Origin of the sequence: Rugamonas sp. DEMB1, from assembly GCF_029834475.1 — a bacterium.
GTDB lineage: Bacteria > Pseudomonadota > Gammaproteobacteria > Burkholderiales > Burkholderiaceae_D > Rugamonas > Rugamonas rubra.
On sequence record NZ_CP122407.1, the window covers coordinates 1 to 19427 of the forward strand.

Sequence of the window (19427 nt, forward strand, 5' to 3'; positions counted from 1 at the left end):
AAAAACCCACCAGCCTGAACGCGCTCAAGATCGCGTTCAGCGCAGGTGGGTTTTTTTTCGTCCTAAATTCTGCCAACATCCAAAAAATTGCCCAATCGCAATGCGAAGGTTCTTCTGGCAATTTACGATGCAGTCTCTACCAGCCCACGGAGACAGCAATATGGACATCCTGAAAGAGCGGGCCAAGCTCGGCGATTCGCTGCTTGCCCCCATCAACCTCATCCTCGACCGCCAGCGCGGCGACATCCTCAGCACCTTCGTCGGCAAATCCGGCGATCTCACCCACACCATACTCAACAACGAAGAAACCCTGCGCCGCGTTGCCGACTATTGCTACGAATTTCTTCCCTGGCCGCTGCGAATGGCGGTCAAAAAGCCGACCTTTGTCGAGTTTGTGCTGACCCATCGGCAGGCCGTCCTAGCGCAGTTGGCCCAGCCGGCCTAGGCCGTTCTCCCGCGTCGCACAGTACGGGCCTGCCTGCCGGCCTGTACTGTGGCGCAGATTTTCACACCATCGGCCCAAGAGCCATACCAAAAAGTATCGAGACTACGATTCCCAGTATCGGAAAGTATCGAACTCCAGTGATACATTGACATGGTGGTGACAAATAGCACCGCGAAGACAAAAAATCATAAAAACACTGGAGAACAAGACATGAAACGTATCGCCCTCGGCGCTGTATGCGCTGCCCTGTTGGCCGCCAACACCGGCGCCATCGCCGCCACCGATCTGGTCATCGCCACCGTCAACAACGGCCACATGATCGAAATGCAAAAACTCAGCAAGTTCTTCGAGCAGGCCAATCCCGACATCAAACTGAAATGGGTGACGCTGGAAGAGGGTGTGCTGCGCCAGCGCATGACCACCGACATCGCGACCAAGGGCGGCCAGTTCGATCTGATGACGATCGGCATGTACGAGGCGCCGATCTGGGCCAAGAAGGATTGGCTGCTGCCGATCAAGCCGGACGCCGGCTACGACGTCGACGACCTGCTGCCGACCATCCGCGAAGGCCTGTCCAACAACGGCGTGCTGTACGCCGCGCCGTTCTACGGCGAGAGCTCGATGATCATGTACCGCAGCGACCTGGTGAAGAAAGCCGGCATGACCATCGAGGAGCGGCCGACCTGGGACCGCATCCGCGCGGTGGCCGCCAAGATCCATGATCCGGCCAACGGCGTCTACGGCATCTGCCTGCGCGGCAAACCGGGTTGGGGCGACAACATGGCCTTCATCACCACCATGGCCAACTCCTACGGCGCCCAGCTGTTCGACATGAAGTGGCAGCCGCAGTTCACCAGCAAGCCGTGGAAGAACGCGGTCAACATGTATGTCGACCTGTTGAAGAACTACGGCCCGCCGGGTTCGTCGTCGAACAGCTTCAACGAGATCCTGGCGATGTTCAACGAAGGCAAATGCGGCATCTGGATCGACGCCACCATCGCCGCCTCCTTCATCACCGATCCGAAACAGAGCAAGGTGGCCGACAAGGTTGCTTTCGCCCAGTCGCCCTACGCGGTGACCGAGCGCGGCGCCAACTGGCTGTGGGCATGGTCGCTGGCGATTCCGAAAAGCTCGCGCCACCCGGAGGCGGCGCAGAAGTTCATCAACTGGTCCACCTCGAAGGACTACATCAAGCTGGTGGCCAAGGAGTCCGGCTGGGCCAACGTGCCGACCGGCACCCGCAAGTCGACCTACGCCAATCCGGAGTTCGCCAAGGCCGCCAAGTTCGCCGCCGCCGAGGGCAAGGCCATCGCCACCAGCAGCCCGAAACACAGCACGCTGCAGCCCTCGCCGTACATCGGCGTGCAGTTCGCCGCGATTCCCGAATTCCAGTCCATCGGTCTGGCGGCCGGCCAGCAAATCGCCTCGGCCCTGCTGGGCAAGCAGACGGTCGACCAGGCGCTGGACATGGCGCAGCAGGCGGCCGAGCGCGAAATGCGCAAGGCCGGCTACTACAAATAGCCATCCCGCCGCGCCGGCCACCATGCCGGCGCGGCGGCACCCGCCCGTAGCCGAAGTCCACAGAAGCCGCCGGCCCGCGCCGGCCGCTTCACACGCACCTTGAGATACCCATGAACCGACTGATACCCCGGACCTTGCTGACGCCGGCCGTGCTGGCCATCGCCGTCATTTCCATCGTCCCGCTGCTGATTACGATCTACTACGCCTTCGTCAAATTCAGCCTGCTGTCGCCCGGCGAGCACGAATTCCACGGCCTGGCGAACTTCCATTACTTCTTCACCGACGGCGCCTTCCTGCCGGCGCTGAAGAACACCTTCGTGCTGATGTTCTCGGTGATGCTGGTCACCGTGGTCTGCGGCGCCGCCCTCGGCCTGCTGATCAACGACGCCTTCCCCGGCCGCGCCGTGGTGCGCGTGCTGTTGATCTCGCCCTTCCTGATCATGCCGGCGGTGAACGCGCTGATGTGGAAGAACATGCTGCTCAACCCCATCTACGGCCTGTTCGCCCAGGTCAGCATTTTGTTCGGCCTGCCGCCGGTCGACTGGCTGTCGCACTACCCGCTGCTGTCGATCGTGATGATGGTGTCATGGCAGTGGCTGCCCTTCGCCTGCCTGATCTTCATGACCGCGCTGCAGTCGATGGACCGCGAGCAGCTGGAGGCCGCCGGCATGGACGGCGCCAACTACCTGCAGCAGCTGCGCTACCTTTACATCCCCCACCTCGGCCGCGCCGTCTCGGTGGTGCTGATGATCGAGATGATCTTCCTGCTGTCGGTGTTCGCCGAGATCTTCACCACCACCGGCGGCGGCCCCGGCTTCGACACCACCACGATCACCTTCATGATCTACCAGCAGGCCTTGCAGTCCTACGACATCGGCGCCGCTTCGGCCGGCGCCCTGTTCGCGGTGCTGTTGGCGAACATCGCCGCCTTCTTCCTGATGCGCGTCATCGGCAAGAACCTGGCGAAATAAGGAGAACACGATGAACAAACCACTCACCCTCCACCTGCGCACCGGCGCCGCCTGGTTCTTCGCCTTGCTGCTGTTCTTTCCGATCTTCTGGCTCGGACTGATGGCCTTCAAGACCGAGGCGCAGGCCATCTCGACGCCGCCGCTGCTGTTCTTTTCGCCGACGCTGCAAAGCTTCCGCGACGTGCTGGCGCGCGACAACTACGTCGGCTACGCCTTCAACTCGCTGATCACCAGCGTGCTGTCGACGGCCATCGGCCTGGCGATCGCCATCCCGGCGGCCTACTCGATGGCCTTCTTCCCCACCCGGGGCACGGTCGGCCTGCTCAAGTTCGTGCTCAGCTCGCGCTACATGCCCGGCGTTGGCGCGCTGATGCCGATCTATATCTGCTACCAGTACTTCGGCCTGCTCGACAGCCGCATCGGCCTGACCATCATGTTCATGTTGATGAACCTGCCGATCATGATCTGGCTGCTGTACACCAACCTGCGCGAGCTGCCGCGCGAGATCCTCGAGGCGGCGCGCATGGACGGCGCCACCGTCGGCCACGAGTTCCGCTACATCGTGCTGCCGCTGGCGGTGGGCGGCATCGCCTCGACCGCGCTGGTGTGCATGGTGTGGGCCTGGAACGAGTCGTTCTGGTCGCTCAACCTGGGCGCCTCCAACGCCGGCACGCTGGCCTGGCTGATCGCCTCCTACTCCAGCCCGGAGGGCTGTTCTGGGCCAAGCTGTCGGCCGCCTCGCTGATGGCCATCGCACCGATCATGGCGCTCGGTTGGTTCTGCCAGAAGCAGCTGGTGCAGGGCATGACCTTCGGCGCAGTCAAATAAGCACGGCATATTCAAACACGGGACTTGATCATGGCTTACCTACAACTCAGCAACATCGAAAAATTCTTCGGCGACCACCACGCCATCAAAGGTATCGACCTGCAAATCGAGAAGGGCGAATTCGTCGTCTTCGTCGGCCCCTCCGGCTGCGGCAAGTCGACCCTGCTGCGCCTGATCGCCGGCCTCGAGACCATCGACAAGGGCAGCCTGCAGCTGGACCGGCGCGACATCACCGCGCTGCCCTCGTCCAAGCGCGACCTGGCGATGGTGTTCCAGTCCTACGCGCTGTATCCGCACATGAGCGTGTTCGAAAACATGTCGTTCGCGCTCAAGCTGGCCGGCGTCGACCGCGCCGTCATCCGCGAAAAGGTCGACAAGGCCGCCGCCATCCTCGACCTGGGCAAATACCTGGAGCGCACGCCCAAGGAGCTGTCCGGCGGACAGCGCCAGCGCGTCGCCATCGGCCGCGCCATCGTGCGCGACCCCAAGGTGTTCCTGTTCGACGAGCCGCTGTCCAACCTGGACGCGGCGCTGCGCGTGCAGACCCGCATCGAGATCGCCAAGCTGCACCGCGAGCTGGGCGCCACCAGCATCTACGTCACCCACGACCAGGTCGAGGCGATGACGCTGGCAGACCGCGTGGTGGTGCTGCGCGACGGCCAGGTCGAGCAGCACGGCTCGCCGCTGGAGCTGTACGACCGGCCGGCCAACCGCTTCGTCGCCCAGTTCATCGGCACGCCGAGCATGAACGTGGTGCCGGCGGCGGCCCTGCCGCAGCTGGCGGCGCTGGCCGGCGGCGCGGCGCACGCCGATGGTTTCGTCGGCATCCGCCCGGAGCATGTGAAGCTCGACGCGCCGGGGCCGCATGGACTGGCGGCGACGGTGGACATGGTCGAGTCGCTGGGTGTGGAGACGCTGGTGTATGCGCGCATGGAGAACAACGTGCAGATCGTCTCGCGCGGCAGCGAGCGCAGCGCCCTGCATCCGGGCGACCGCACCATGCTCAGCTTCGACCTCGGCAAGGTGCACCACTTCGACCGCTTCGGCAACACCTACGCGGCCGCCGCTGGGGGAGCGCTGTGATGGGCAACGACAACCCAACGATAGCACTCAACCAGGCCGCGCTCGGCCACCTGCCGGACGGCGTCGCCGGGCCGGCCTACGCGCGGCAGGATGTGGCCCGCAGCATCGTGCACATCGGTGTGGGCGGCTTCTTCCGCTCGCACCAGGCGGTGTATCTGGACCGCCTGCTGCACCTGCCCGGGCAGACGCAGTGGGGCTATTGCGGCGTCGGGCTGCTGCCGCACGACGCCGCCATGCGCGACGCCATGCGCGCGCAGGACTGCCTGTACACCGTGGTCGAGCGCGGCGCGCAGGGCGAGAGCGCGCGCGTCATCGGCTCGGTGCTGGAGTTCCTCTACGCGCCGGACCACGCCGAGGCGGTGCTGGAAAAGATGGCCGACGCCGGCACCCGCATCGTCTCGCTGACCATCACCGAGGGCGGCTACTACATCAACCAGGGCACCGGCGAATTCGACGCGGCCCATGCCGACATCGTGCACGACCTGGCCCATCCGCGCACGCCGCGCTGCTCCTTCGGCTATCTGGCCGAGGCGCTGCAACGGCGGCGCGAGCGCGGCCTGGCGCCGTTCACGGTGATGTCCTGCGATAACCTGCAGAACAACGGCGACGTGATGCGCAAGATGCTGCTGGCCTTCACGCAGCTGCGCGACCCGGGCCTGAGCGCCTGGCTGGAACAGCACTGCGCCTTCCCGAACAGCATGGTCGACCGCATCACGCCGGCCACCACCGACGAGCACCGCGCGCTGGTGCGCCAGCGCTTCGGCCTGGCCGACGCCTGGCCGGTGATGACCGAGCCCTTCCTTCAATGGGTGATCGAGGACCACTTCCCGGGCGGCCGTCCGGCCTGGGAGCTGGTCGGCGCGCAAATGACCGACGATGTGCTGCCCTACGAGAAAATGAAGCTGCGCCTGCTCAACGCCGGCCACCAGTCGCTGTGCTACATCGGCATGCTGTTCGGCTACGAGTTCGCCCATCAGGCGATGGACGATGCCGACATCCGCCAGCTGTTCAGCGACATGATGGACCAGGAGGTGACGGCGCTGCTGCCGCTGGTTGCGGGCATCGATCTGGCCGACTACAAGCGCACGCTGATCGAGCGCTTTGCCAACCCGGCCATCCGCGACCAGTTGGCGCGCATCGGCACCGAAGGCTCGGCGCGCATTCCCAAGTTCGTGCTGCCGTCGGTGCGCGAGCAGCTCGAGCGCGGCGGCCCGATCAAGCTGCTCAGCTTTACGGTGGCCTGCTGGTTCCGCTACCTGAACGGCAGCTCGGAGCAGGGCGCGGCGATGCCGCTCAACGATCCGTACGCGGCGCGCCTGCGCGAGCTGGCCCTGCTGGGCGGCGCCGACGCCGGCCCGCTGCTGTCGATGCGCGAGCTGTTCGGCGAGTTGTCGGAGCAGCCGCGCTTCGTCGCCCAGGTGGGCGAGGCGCTGGCGCGCTTGTACCGCGACGGCGCGCGCGCGGCGCTGCGCCACGCGCTCGCCGCGCCGTCCGTGCTGGCGGGATAAGGCCATGTATCTCGGCATAGACCTCGGCACCTCGGAGGTGAAGGTGCTGCTGATCGACCAGGCCCAGGCCGTGGTCGCCAGCGCGCACGCACCGCTGGCGATCAGCCGGCCGCAGCCGCAATGGTCGGAGCACGAACCCGGCCGACTGGTGGCGCGCCACCCTGGCCGCCATCGGCACCATCGCGCGCAGCCATCCGCGCCAGCTGGCGGCCTTGCGCGGCATCGGCTTGTCCGGCCAGATGCACGGCACGGTGCTGCTCGACGCGGCCGGCCGCGTGCTGCGGCCGGCCATCCTGTGGAACGACACCCGCGCCGGCGCCGAGTGCGCCGAGCTGGAGCGGCGCGTGCCGCAGCTGCGCGCCATCACCGGCAACCTGGCCATGCCCGGCTTCTCGGCGCCCAAGCTGCTGTGGTTGGCCACGCACGAGGCGGAACTGTTCGCCCGCACCGCCACGGTGCTGCTGCCCAAGGACTATCTGCGCTACCTGCTGACCGGCGAATTCATCTCCGACATGTCGGACGCCTCCGGCACGCTGTGGCTGGACGTGGCGCGGCGCGACTGGTCCGAGGCGATGCTGCAGGCCTGCGGTTTGAGCCGCGCGCAGGTGCCGCGCCTGGTCGAAGGCAGCGCGCCCGGCGGCATGCTGCGCGCCGAGCTGGCGCGCGACTGGGGCATCGCCGCGCCAGCGCAGGTGGTGGTGGCCGGCGGCGCCGGCGACAACGCCGCCAGCGCCGTCGGCATGGGCGTGGTGGCGCCGGGCGAGGGCTTCATCTCGCTGGGCACCTCCGGCGTGCTGTTCGCCGCCAGCGACGCCTACCGGCCCAATCCGGCCCAGGGCTTGCACACTTTCTGCCACGCGCTGCCGGGACAATGGCACCAGATGGGGGTGATGCTGTCGGCCGCCAGCTGCCTGCGCTGGGTCACGCAACTGACCCACGCCGCCGACGAGGCGGCGCTGCTCGACGAGATCGCGCTGGCGGGAACGGCAGCGCACCAAGCGGCGCCCCTGTTTCTGCCGTATTTGTCGGGCGAGCGCACGCCGCACAACGATCCGCACGCCAGCGGCGTTTGGTTCGGACTGCGCCACGACACCGACCGCGCGTTGCTCGGTTACTCGGTGTTGGAGGGCGTGGCCTTCGGCCTGCGCGACAGCTATCTGGCGCTGCAGGCGGCCGGCGGCGGCATGCGCGGCGCCGCGCTGGTGGGCGGCGGCAGCCGCAGCCGCTACTGGGCGCGCCTGCTGGCCAGCGCCTTGGATCTGCCGCTGTCGCTGCACAGCGGCGGCGAGGTTGGCGCGGCGCTGGGCGCGGCCAGGTTGGCGCTGCTGGCCGCCAATCCGCGGCTCGGCGTGGCCGAGGTGTGCGTGGCGCCGCCGGTGCTGGAGGTGGTTGCGCCCGAGGCGCAATGGCAGGCAGCGCTGCTGCCGCGCTTCGAGCGCTTCCGCGCCCTGTACGGGCAGTTGAAGCCCTTGTTTTGAGACACGTCGGCTTTGCTATACTTGGCTTGAGCGTCGACCCGCTGTGGCAGGACGGGTTCGCCGCCAAGCACCGCGCCAGTCGGGGCAGAGACAGGAGGAGAGACAGATATGCCAGGCAAGAGCATCCACCACACGCTCCAGATGGAGCACAACTGCGTGCGTGACCCGCAGCAGGGTTTCGAACCGGACGGGCGCTACGGCTTCATCCGCTACCTGGAGCACGGCGTGCCCAGTTCGCTGGTGCGCTGGCACTACCACGAGGAGTACGAGCTGCACCTGATCTGCGCCAGCAGCGGCAAGGTCTTCGTCGGCGACTACATCGGCCAGTTCGCGCCCGGGCACCTGGTGCTGACCGGCCCGCGCGTGCCGCACAACTGGGTCTCGCTGGACACGCCGGAGGAGGGCGTCAAGCTGCGCGACATGGTGGTCCAGTTCAGCCACGCGCCGCTCGAGCAGATGGCCGCCGCCATCCCCGAGCTGCGCGCCGTGCTGCCGCTGCTCAGCCGCGCCACCTACGGCATCGAATTCTTCGACCTGAGCGAGCAGGCCATGCGGCGCTTCGAGCGCATCCGCGACAGCAACGGCCTGCCGCGCTTCATCGAGTTCCTCTCGCTGCTCGGCGAGCTGGCCGAGAGCAGCAACTACCAGCTGCTGTCGACCGTGCCGATGCAGTCGAGCGACGACGACGACGCGCTGGCGCGCATCAGCTCCGCCGTCAACTTCATCGTGCAGAACTTCAGCAGCCAGTTTTCGATGAGCGATTTGGCGCAGCAGCTCGGCATGTCCGAGCGGATGTTCACGCGCTTCTTCCGCAGCGCGACCGGCAACAGCTTCACCGATTTCGTCAACCGCCTGCGCGTCAACAAGGCCTGCCAGCTGCTGATGGAAACGGAGCGCTACGTCACCAACATTTGCTACGACGCCGGCTTCAACAACGTGGCCAATTTCAACCGCCGCTTCCTCGAGTTGAAGGGCATGACGCCGAAGGAGTTTCGCCAGCAGGCGTCGGGCCGTTTTGGCGGCTGAACAATTCGCCGCGCGGCGTCGGCGAGTATCGGTAATCGCGTTTTCAGTATCGGAATGGCGGCGTGGCCGCTGCTAGACTTTCTCTCACGATGCAAATCAATGCATCGACTATAACGAGAGGAGACTGTCCATGAATCGCCAGCACATCGCCACCACCGCCCGAGGTGCGGCATGAACCGCCTAGCCGACAAACATGCGCTGTTGACCGGCGCCGGCGGCGGCATCGGCCTGGCCGTGGCCGAAGCCTATCTGGCCGAAGGCGCCAGCTGCACCGTGGCCGATCTGGCGCCGCAAGCGCCGGCCGCCGTGGCCGAGCTGATGGCGCGCCATCCGGAGAAGCTGCAGTATGTGCGCGCCGACGTCACCGACGCCGCCTCCGTGCGGCAGTTGCTGGCCGCCGCGCAGCGCCGCTTCGGCCCGCTCGACATCCTGTTCAACAACGCCGCCGTGTTCGACATGGCGCCCTTGCTGGAGTCCGACCTGGCCATGTACCAGCGCATCTTCGACGTCAACGTCAAGGGCATGTTCCTGGTCATGCAGCAGGTGCTGCAGAGCATGCGCGACGCCGGCCGCAGCGGCTCCGTCATCAATCTCGCTTCGCAGGCCGGGCGGCGCGGCGAGGCGCTGGTGTCGCACTACTGCGCCAGCAAGGCCGCCGTGATCAGCTACACCCAGTCGGCCGCGCTGGCCATGGCGCCGCACGGCATCCGCGTCAACGGCATCGCGCCCGGCGTGGTGGACACGCCGATGTGGGGCCATGTCGACGCGCTGTTCGCCCGCTACGAGGGCCTGCAGCCGGGCGAGAAGAAGCGCGCCGTCGGTCTGGCCGTGCCGCTCGGCCGCATGGGCAAGCCGTCCGACCTGACCGGCGCCGCCGTCTTCCTGGCCAGCGACGAGTCCGCCTACATCACCGCACAGACCTTGAACGTCGATGGCGGCAGCGTGATGAGCTAGGCCGCTCCACCGATTTCCCGCAGCAAGCAGTCAGCAGTAAGCAGCGGAGCCGTCCCTGGACAGGGCGCTCCGGCAGCACCCCCACGTCCGTCGCTTTACCCATAAAAACATATAACGAGGAGACACAACATGAACAACCTTCTGCAGAAATCCCTGCCATTGGCCATTGCGCTCGCCTGTGCCTGCGGTGGCGCCAGCGCCGCGTCGGACGAGGAGGGCTTCCACGGCTACTTCCGCGTCGGCGCCGGCACCTCGACGAGCGGCTCGCGCGGCCCGCAAAGCTGCTACGGCCTGGGCGGCAACACGATGAAATATCGGCTGGGCAACGAGTGCGACGCCTACTTCGAAGGCGGCTACACCAAGGACGTCGCCCAGTCGGACGGCGTGCGCTACGTCGCCACCGTCTGGGTCAACGCCTACAGCCCCAAATCCGACTTCGACAACGCCAAGTTGAACGTGCTGAAGGCCTACGTCGAGGCCAACGGGCTGACCTTCCTCAACGGCGGCACGGCGTGGATGGGCAAGCGCTTCTACAACCGGCCGGACATCCACATGCTGGATCTGCAGTACATCAACTTCAACGGCACCGGCGCCGGCCTCGACCAGATCAAGGCCGGCCCGGGCAAGTTCGCCTATGCCTTCTTCAAGGACAACGACGCCACCGCCACCTCGGCCGACGGCACGGTGCTCGGCACCACGGCGGCGACCCGGCAGAACTTCATCTACCAGGACGTGCCGGTCAACGCCGGCGGCACTATCGACCTGGCCGCCTCGGTGATCACCGCGCAAGGCGGCAACAAGCTGGGCGCCACCCATAACGGCTGGCAAATGTCGGCCTTCCACCGCCAGACCGAGGTGTTTGGCGGCGCCAATACGTTCGGCGTGCAATATGGCGTCGGGCCGGGCACCGGCATCGGCGTCGGCAACGACCGCATCGGCGCCTCGGGCAGTACCTTGTTGGGCTCGGATGTGACCCGTTTCCGTGTCTTCGACAATGTTTGGGTGCAACCGACCTGGAACTTCGGCATGGAGTTCGTTGCCTTGCTACAGAAAGACAAGTCCGACGCGATCGGTTCGACCACCTGGACCACGCTGGGTGTGCGTCCGGTGTACGCCGTGAACCAGAACCTCAAGCTGGTGATGGAGTTGGGCACCGACCGCGTCACCTCGCCGACCGGCGGCGCCGCGCAACGGCTGACCAAGCTGACGTTCGCACCGACCATCTCGGCCGGCCCCGGCTTGTGGTCGCGTCCGGAGTTGCGCGCCTTTGTGACCTACGGAAAATGGAATGACGCCGCCACCGCGTCCGTCAACGCCAGCAACAATTCCGGCCCGGTCTATAACAACAATACCAGCGGGACTTCGTTCGGTTTCCAGGTGGAAGCCTGGTTCTAAGCGATTACTTACGCAGCAAGGCTTGCCAACGCTGGCAAGCCTTGCTATAGTTCGCCTCCCCGCAGAAATGCACGCAGAAACAAGCTTTGCAGAGTGAGCGGGGTGAAAAAGAAGGTTGACGAAATGGCCGAAACGCTGCATACTCTTCCTTCTTCGCAACTGACAAACAAAACGCTTTGTCAAGGGTTGAAAGCCCGGTTGCAGGCAGTACCGAATAAAGTTCTTTAACAATTAACAGTCGATAAGTGTGGATGTTTGATGAGAGTGCAGCGGCTTCTTCGGAAGTCGTCAACTTAAAATATCAAATGTTCACAAGAAGTAATGAAATAGGACGCTTCGCAAGAAGTGGCCTGTCAGTATTTTGAGTGAGCGACCCCTTAGCAATAAGGGTGGCACGAAAGTGTCAAAGTAACAGAGATTAAACTGAAGAGTTTGATCCTGGCTCAGATTGAACGCTGGCGGCATGCCTTACACATGCAAGTCGAACGGCAGCGCGGGGCAACCTGGCGGCGAGTGGCGAACGGGTGAGTAATATATCGGAACGTACCCTGGAGTGGGGGATAACGTAGCGAAAGTTACGCTAATACCGCATACGATCTAAGGATGAAAGTGGGGGATCGCAAGACCTCATGCTCCTGGAGCGGCCGATATCTGATTAGCTAGTTGGTGGGGTAAAGGCCTACCAAGGCATCGATCAGTAGCTGGTCTGAGAGGACGACCAGCCACACTGGAACTGAGACACGGTCCAGACTCCTACGGGAGGCAGCAGTGGGGAATTTTGGACAATGGGCGAAAGCCTGATCCAGCAATGCCGCGTGAGTGAAGAAGGCCTTCGGGTTGTAAAGCTCTTTTGTCAGGGAAGAAACGGTGGGTTCTAATACAGCCTGCTAATGACGGTACCTGAAGAATAAGCACCGGCTAACTACGTGCCAGCAGCCGCGGTAATACGTAGGGTGCAAGCGTTAATCGGAATTACTGGGCGTAAAGCGTGCGCAGGCGGTTTTGTAAGTCTGTCGTGAAATCCCCGGGCTCAACCTGGGAATGGCGATGGAGACTGCAAGGCTAGAGTTTGGCAGAGGGGGGTAGAATTCCACGTGTAGCAGTGAAATGCGTAGATATGTGGAGGAACACCGATGGCGAAGGCAGCCCCCTGGGTCAAGACTGACGCTCATGCACGAAAGCGTGGGGAGCAAACAGGATTAGATACCCTGGTAGTCCACGCCCTAAACGATGTCTACTAGTTGTCGGGTCTTAATTGACTTGGTAACGCAGCTAACGCGTGAAGTAGACCGCCTGGGGAGTACGGTCGCAAGATTAAAACTCAAAGGAATTGACGGGGACCCGCACAAGCGGTGGATGATGTGGATTAATTCGATGCAACGCGAAAAACCTTACCTACCCTTGACATGGCTGGAATCCCCGAGAGATCGGGGAGTGCTCGAAAGGGAACCAGTACACAGGTGCTGCATGGCTGTCGTCAGCTCGTGTCGTGAGATGTTGGGTTAAGTCCCGCAACGAGCGCAACCCTTGTCATTAGTTGCTACGAAAGGGCACTCTAATGAGACTGCCGGTGACAAACCGGAGGAAGGTGGGGATGACGTCAAGTCCTCATGGCCCTTATGGGTAGGGCTTCACACGTCATACAATGGTACATACAGAGCGCCGCCAACCCGCGAGGGGGAGCTAATCGCAGAAAGTGTATCGTAGTCCGGATTGTAGTCTGCAACTCGACTGCATGAAGTTGGAATCGCTAGTAATCGCGGATCAGCATGTCGCGGTGAATACGTTCCCGGGTCTTGTACACACCGCCCGTCACACCATGGGAGCGGGTTTTACCAGAAGTAGGTAGCTTAACCGCAAGGAGGGCGCTTACCACGGTAGGATTCGTGACTGGGGTGAAGTCGTAACAAGGTAGCCGTATCGGAAGGTGCGGCTGGATCACCTCCTTTCTAGAGTATGCACGGGGTTAGCAATAATCCACATCATCAAGCATTCACACTTATCGACTGTCAATTAAGAAGAACAGCATTTGGGGCTGTAGCTCAGCTGGTTAGAGCACCGTGTTGATAACGCGGGGGTCGTTGGTTCGAGTCCAACCAGCCCTACCAGGATTCGAGTAGTACCCTAGGGGGATTAGCTCAGCTGGGAGAGCACCTGCTTTGCAAGCAGGGGGTCGTCGGTTCGATCCCGTCATCCTCCACCAAAAGTTCAAACGTAAGTCGCGCCAAACGGGCGCCGGATTTAGGTTTGGTCTTTTAGAGATTAAATGCTGTTTCGTTCTTTAAAAATTTGGAAGAAGTAAAAGTAAAGATTATTTATTAATCGTTTGCGTCGGAAGACGTGAATGATGGGTAATGATTGTATGTATCAACAAACATAGCAACATGTAGTTTCTTATTCCTATGACCGCTCCTTTGTTTAGTCGCAAGGGGCTAACGTTATAGGGACAAGCGAATAAGTGCACATGGTGGATGCCTTGGCGATTACAGGCGATGAAGGACGTAGTAGCTTGCGATAAGCTGCGGGGAGCGAGCAAACACGCTTTGATCCGCAGATTTCCGAATGGGGAAACCCGGCCTTTTAGGTCATTGCATACTGAATACATAGGTATGCAAAGCGAACGCGGCGAACTGAAACATCTAAGTAGCTGCAGGAAAAGAAATCAACCGAGATTCCCAAAGTAGTGGCGAGCGAAATGGGATGAGCCTGCACGTTTTAGCATGACGCATAGAAGAATCCTCTGGAAATAGGAACCGTAGCGGGTGATAGTCCCGTATTCGAAATGCGATGTGTGGAACTAAGCGTGCGACAAGTAGGGCGGGACACGAGAAATCCTGTCTGAATATGGGGGGACCATCCTCCAAGGCTAAATACTCGTAATCGACCGATAGTGAACCAGTACCGTGAGGGAAAGGCGAAAAGAACCCCGGAAGGGGAGTGAAATAGATCCTGAAACCGTGTGCATACAAACAGTAGGAGCGGACTTGTTCCGTGACTGCGTACCTTTTGTATAATGGGTCAGCGACTTACATTCAGTGGCAAGGTTAACCGATTAGGGAAGCCGTAGAGAAATCGAGTCCGAATAGGGCGTTCAGTCGCTGGGTGTAGACCCGAAACCAAGTGATCTACTCATGGCCAGGATGAAGGTGCGGTAACACGCACTGGAGGTCCGAACCCACTAATGTTGAAAAATTAGGGGATGAGCTGTGGGTAGGGGTGAAAGGCTAAACAAACTTGGAAATAGCTGGTTCTCTCCGAAAACTATTTAGGTAGTGCCTCAAGTATCACCATCGGGGGTAGAGCACTGTTATGGCTAGGGGGTCATCGCGACTTACCAAACCATTGCAAACTCCGAATACCGATGAGTGCGAGCTTGGGAGACAGACGTCGGGTGCTAACGTCCGGCGTCAAGAGGGAAACAACCCAGACCGCCAGCTAAGTCGCCAAAGATTGGCTAAGTGGAAAACGAAGTGGGAAGGCTAAAACAGTCAGGATGTTGGCTTAGAAGCAGCCATCATTTAAAGAAAGCGTAATAGCTCACTGATCGAGTCGTCCTGCGCGGAAGATGTAACGGGGCTAAGCCAGTCACCGAAGCTGCGGATATGCGCAAGCATATGGTAGGAGAGCGTTCTGTAAGCCTGCGAAGGTGTCTTGTAAAGGATGCTGGAGGTATCAGAAGTGCGAATGCTGACATGAGTAGCGATAATGGGGGTGAAAAGCCCCCACGCCGTAAGCCCAAGGTTTCCTGTTCAACGTTCATCGGAGCAGGGTGAGTCGGCCCCTAAGGCGAGGCAGAGATGCGTAGCTGATGGGAAGCAGGTTAATATTCCTGCACCGTCGTATGATGCGATGGGGGGACGGATCGCGGAAGGTTGTCTGCCTGTTGGAATAGGCAGTTTCTGGTTCATAGAAGGCGCTTAGGCAAATCCGGGCGCGGAATTCAAGGGACTGGGACGAGCGAATTTATTCGTGAAGCAATCGGAAGTGGTTCCAAGAAAAGCCTCTAAGCTTCAGTCATACGAGACCGTACCGCAAACCGACACAGGTGGGCGAGATGAGTATTCTAAGGCGCTTGAGAGAACTCGGGAGAAGGAACTCGGCAAATTGGTACCGTAACTTCGGGAAAAGGTACGCCCTTGTAGCTTGACCACTTTACTGTGGAAGGGTGAACGGGTTGCAATAAACTGGTGGCTGCGACTGTTTAATAAAAACACAGCACTCTGCAAACACGAAAGTGGACGTATAGGGTGTGACGCCTGCCCGGTGCTGGAAGATTAAATGATGGGGTGCAAGCTCTTGATTGAAGTCCCAGTAAACGGCGGCCGTAACTATAACGGTCCTAAGGTAGCGAAATTCCTTGTCGGGTAAGTTCCGACCTGCACGAATGGCGTAACGATGGCCACACTGTCTCCTCCCGAGACTCAGCGAAGTTGAAATGTTTGTGATGATGCAATCTACCCGCGGCTAGACGGAAAGACCCCATGAACCTTTACTGTAGCTTTGCATTGGACTTTGAACCAATCTGTGTAGGATAGGTGGGAGGCTTTGAAGCGGGGACGCCAGTCTTCGTGGAGCCAACCTTGAAATACCACCCTGGTTTGTTTGAGGTTCTAACCTTGGTCCGTTATCCGGATCGGGGACAGTGCATGGTAGGCAGTTTGACTGGGGCGGTCTCCTCCTAAAGTGTAACGGAGGAGTTCGAAGGTACGCTAGATACGGTCGGACATCGTGTTGATAGTGCAATGGCATAAGCGTGCTTAACTGCGAGACTGACAAGTCGAGCAGGTACGAAAGTAGGACATAGTGATCCGGTGGTTCTGTATGGAAGGGCCATCGCTCAACGGATAAAAGGTACTCTGGGGATAACAGGCTGATTCCTCCCAAGAGTTCATATCGACGGGGGAGTTTGGCACCTCGATGTCGGCTCATCACATCCTGGGGCTGTAGCCGGTCCCAAGGGTATGGCTGTTCGCCATTTAAAGTGGTACGTGAGCTGGGTTTAAAACGTCGTGAGACAGTTTGGTCCCTATCTGCCGTGGGCGTTGGAAATTTGAAGGGGGCTGCTCCTAGTACGAGAGGACCGGAGTGGACAGACCTCTGGTGTACCGGTTGTCACGCCAGTGGCATTGCCGGGTAGCTAAGTCTGGAAGAGATAACCGCTGAAAGCATCTAAGCGGGAAACTTGCCTTGAGATGAGATTTCCCAGAGCCTTGAGCTCTTTGAAGGGTCGTTCGAGACCAGGACGTTGATAGGCTGGGTGTGGAAGTGCAGTAATGCATTAAGCTAACCAGTACTAATTGCCCGTAAGGCTTGTCCCTATAACCTTAGCAGGTTGTAAGAATAAGAACTACGTGTCGCCTGAGTGTTGATACATCGTTCATTACCCCATTCTTTACCGATACTTCTTCCCAATTTTAGAGCGCCGTCCCCATTCGGGGACGCGCGTTCGTACAAGTCAATGCCTGATGACCATAGCAAGTTGGTACCACCCCTTCCCATCCCGAACAGGACCGTGAAACAACTCTGCGCCGATGATAGTGCTGCAACCAGTGTGAAAGTAGGTTATCGTCAGGCTAGTTATATAGTAGTGTAAAAAACCCACCTGCCTGAACGCGCTCAAGATCGCGTTCGGCGCAGGTGGGTTTTTTTTCGTCGATATTTCCCGCCTACAATTCGCAAATGGAATCTTCCCACGCCGTTGGGCGCCATGCCGAATCCATTTGACCTCCATCAAAGCATCCGCGATTGCGCGGGAGATGATATTCAGGCGCTTCGCGCTTAAATTCTCCGCGCTGCGCATTGCAAGCGCTCTCGTGCCAGCTTGTTTTGATGAGGTCGCTTATGGCATCCGCGAATTTCCCGCGTGTCTTGCGCGCAATTGCCATCTTGTTTTTCCTCTTCGCTTCGCTCGATGGCTGTGGCGACGGACCGAGCAATCCGCCGGTGCGTTACAGCGCCGAATTGGCCCGCACCAGTAACGGTATCGTTCATATTCGCGCCGACAACTTTCGCGGACTTGGTTACGGTCTGGGTTATGCATACGCGCAAGACAATATCTGCATGATGGCCGACAGCATGCTGACCGTGCGCGGCGAGCGCTCCAGGTATTTCGGCCCGAATGCCTTTGCCACCCGATCACAGCGCGGCGAATACGGCGCCGCGATCGACTATCTCCCGCTTAACAATCTGGACAGCGACTTCTTTTTCAAGGGCTATGTCGATCTTGAGCAGCTCAGGGCCGGCTATGCCGCCGGTAAGGTTGAGATACGCGAATTGTTGGCTGGATATGCTGCCGGATACAACCGTTTTCTGGCGGAAAACCGGGAACAGCTGCCCGCCGCTTGCCATGGTGCGCCCTGGGTGCGCCCGATCAGCCTGGACGACATGTATTTACTGGTCGCCGAAAAGGCGCTGCATGGCTCTGGCGAGGTGTTCGGCGCCGAGTTGGTGGCCGCCGCACGTGAAGAACCGACTGGCGTGGGCGGCTTGCTGCGCCAAGCCGCCCGCCCGCCATTATTGTTGCCCAAGGAGGATGAGCCGTTCGGCAGCAATGCTTTGGCTGTCGGCAGGGATTTGACGGCGGACGGCCGGGGCATGTTGCTCGGCAATCCGCACTATCCATGGACGAGTACGGATCGATTCTACCAGGTGCACCTGACGGTGCCGGGCAGCTATGACGTGATGGGCGTCAGCCTGGGCGGCCTACCGATTGTCGTGATCGGCTTCAACCGGGATATCGCCTGGACGCATACAGTCACCAAGGCCATCCACTTCACCACGTTCAAGTTGGTGCTAGACCGCCGCGATACCAGCGGCACCACTTACTTTTACGATGGCGTTCCCTTGAAAATGACAAGCCGGGTGGCAACGGTCGACATCCTCCAACCCGATGGCAGCGTGGCGAGCCGAAGCAAAACCTTCTATTTCAGTCGTCAGGGCGCCGTCCTGCTCAAGCCAGAAGCTGGCGCGTCGTGGACGGCAGACAGCGCGGTGGTGCTGGCGGATGCCAACCGCAACAACACCCGCTTGCTGGAACAGTGGTTGGCGATTGGCCGGGCGGGCAGCGTCCAGGCACTGAGAGGCGCGCTGGCGACGGTGGCTGGACTGCCTTGGATCAATACCGTCGCGGCTGACCGGGGCGGCGAGGTGATGTACGTCGATGCCAGCGTGGTGCCGCACGTAGGGGCGGACCAGTTCGCCTCCGATTGTTTGCTGCTACCTTCACTATTGACTTTTGACGGCTCTCGAAGCGCCTGCGCGTGGGGGCGCGACGGCGGCGTCCCCGACGGAATTTTCTCGCCCGCGAACGCACCGACCTTGATACGGACGGACTACGTCGGCAATTCCAATGACGCCTATTGGCTGAGCAATCCTAAGGAACTGCTGCACGGTCCGGCCCCCTTGGGATATTCGCCACTGTACGGTGCGACTGGCGTCGAGCAGTCATTGCGCACACGGATAGGATTTGTTCAGATGGAGGAGGCGGTCGCGCGCGGGCGCCGATTTGAGCTAAACGATTTATACGATTTATTATTCTCGAATCGCATCTATGCGGCGGAATTGCTGCTGCCTGATTTTTTGCCCACATGCCTCGCCGCCAGCGATGCTGCCACTACGTCCGCCTGCAAGGTGCTCGCCGCCTGGGACCGTCGGGCCAATCTGGACAGTCGGGGCGCGGTGTTGTTTCGCGAGTTCTGGAGCGGCGCGGTCAGCATACCGGGCAAGTGGCGCATACCCTTTAGCGCCGCCGACCCTGTGAATACGCCGCGCGGCATGGCGCCCGAGGTCGCCGGCGCCATGTTGGACGCGCTGAGGAGCGCCGCGCAGAGGCTACTCAAGGCCGGCGTTCCACTGGACGGTAGCCTGGGGGAGTATCAAAGCGACACCCGCAATGGTGTGCGTATTCCTATCCATGGCGGAATAGGGGATGTCGATGGCTCTTACAACTCCATCCATATGGACACCCCCCTCGAGTTTGACGGCTACCACACGGTCGCATGGGGCACCAGCTACATCCAAGTGGTCGGATTTGACGATGTCGGACCGGTGGCCCGAGGCTTGTTGACGTATGGACAGTCGACAGATCCTCGGTCGCCCTACTATGCGGATCAACTGCCGCTGTACTCGGAAAAGCGCCTGCAGAGCCTACCTTTCAGCGAGTCGCAGATTCGCGCGGATGGAAATTATCGGGTTTCTAGACTGATTGAGTAATTGAGCC

At 61.0% G+C, this 19427-nt stretch carries 9 protein-coding genes, 2 tRNA genes, 3 rRNA genes and 2 pseudogenes; all 16 read left to right on the forward strand.

What is annotated here, in order from left to right:
* Positions 1-160 precede the first annotated feature (160 nt).
* The 16 genes and pseudogenes from QC826_RS00005 (at position 161) to QC826_RS00080 (ending at position 19420) form a co-directional block, all read left to right on the forward strand.
* Positions 161-445, forward strand: coding sequence for a hypothetical protein (locus tag QC826_RS00005; RefSeq protein ID WP_279763859.1), 285 nt, complete (start codon positions 161-163; stop codon positions 443-445).
* Between the two features lie 210 nt (positions 446-655).
* A complete protein-coding gene (locus QC826_RS00010) occupies positions 656-1966 on the forward strand; it encodes an ABC transporter substrate-binding protein (RefSeq protein WP_409567740.1) in 1311 nt (436 codons plus the stop codon).
* 110 nt (positions 1967-2076) lie between these two features.
* Complete coding sequence (locus QC826_RS00015) at positions 2077-2937, forward strand: carbohydrate ABC transporter permease (RefSeq protein WP_093391312.1); 861 nt, start codon at positions 2077-2079, stop codon at positions 2935-2937.
* A 10-nt stretch (positions 2938-2947) separates the two neighbouring features.
* Positions 2948-3765 (forward strand): annotated as a pseudogene (locus QC826_RS00020) (carbohydrate ABC transporter permease).
* A gap of 30 nt (positions 3766-3795) precedes the next feature.
* Entirely contained in the window at positions 3796-4848 is a 1053-nt protein-coding gene (locus QC826_RS00025; protein WP_279763860.1) for an ABC transporter ATP-binding protein, read from the forward strand.
* Entirely contained in the window at positions 4848-6356 is a 1509-nt protein-coding gene (locus tag QC826_RS00030; protein WP_279763861.1) for a mannitol dehydrogenase family protein, read from the forward strand. Before QC826_RS00025 ends, QC826_RS00030 begins: the two co-directional genes overlap by 1 nt.
* 4 nt (positions 6357-6360) lie before the next feature.
* Positions 6361-7834: pseudogene (xylB, locus tag QC826_RS00035) on the forward strand (xylulokinase).
* Between the two features lie 108 nt (positions 7835-7942).
* On the forward strand, positions 7943-8860 hold the full coding sequence (locus QC826_RS00040; RefSeq protein ID WP_279763862.1) for an AraC family transcriptional regulator: 918 nt from the start codon (positions 7943-7945) through the stop codon (positions 8858-8860).
* A 171-nt stretch (positions 8861-9031) separates the two neighbouring features.
* A complete protein-coding gene (locus QC826_RS00045) occupies positions 9032-9814 on the forward strand; it encodes an L-iditol 2-dehydrogenase (protein WP_279763863.1) in 783 nt (260 codons plus the stop codon).
* A gap of 129 nt (positions 9815-9943) precedes the next feature.
* Positions 9944-11209, forward strand: a complete 1266-nt coding sequence (locus tag QC826_RS00050) for a carbohydrate porin (protein WP_279763865.1) — start codon at positions 9944-9946, stop codon at positions 11207-11209.
* Between the two features lie 420 nt (positions 11210-11629).
* A 16S ribosomal RNA gene (locus QC826_RS00055) occupies positions 11630-13158 on the forward strand.
* 82 nt (positions 13159-13240) lie between these two features.
* Positions 13241-13317 (forward strand) — tRNA-Ile (locus tag QC826_RS00060).
* Between the two features lie 19 nt (positions 13318-13336).
* Positions 13337-13412, forward strand: a tRNA-Ala gene (locus QC826_RS00065).
* Positions 13413-13653: 241 nt separating this feature from the next.
* Positions 13654-16527 (forward strand): 23S ribosomal RNA (locus QC826_RS00070).
* Between the two features lie 143 nt (positions 16528-16670).
* A 5S ribosomal RNA gene (gene rrf / locus QC826_RS00075) occupies positions 16671-16783 on the forward strand.
* The 16S, 23S and 5S rRNA genes sit together here with 2 tRNA genes alongside, the layout of an rRNA operon.
* A 267-nt stretch (positions 16784-17050) precedes the next feature.
* Entirely contained in the window at positions 17051-19420 is a 2370-nt protein-coding gene (locus QC826_RS00080) for a penicillin acylase family protein (RefSeq protein ID WP_279763866.1), read from the forward strand.
* Positions 19421-19427 lie beyond the last annotated feature (7 nt).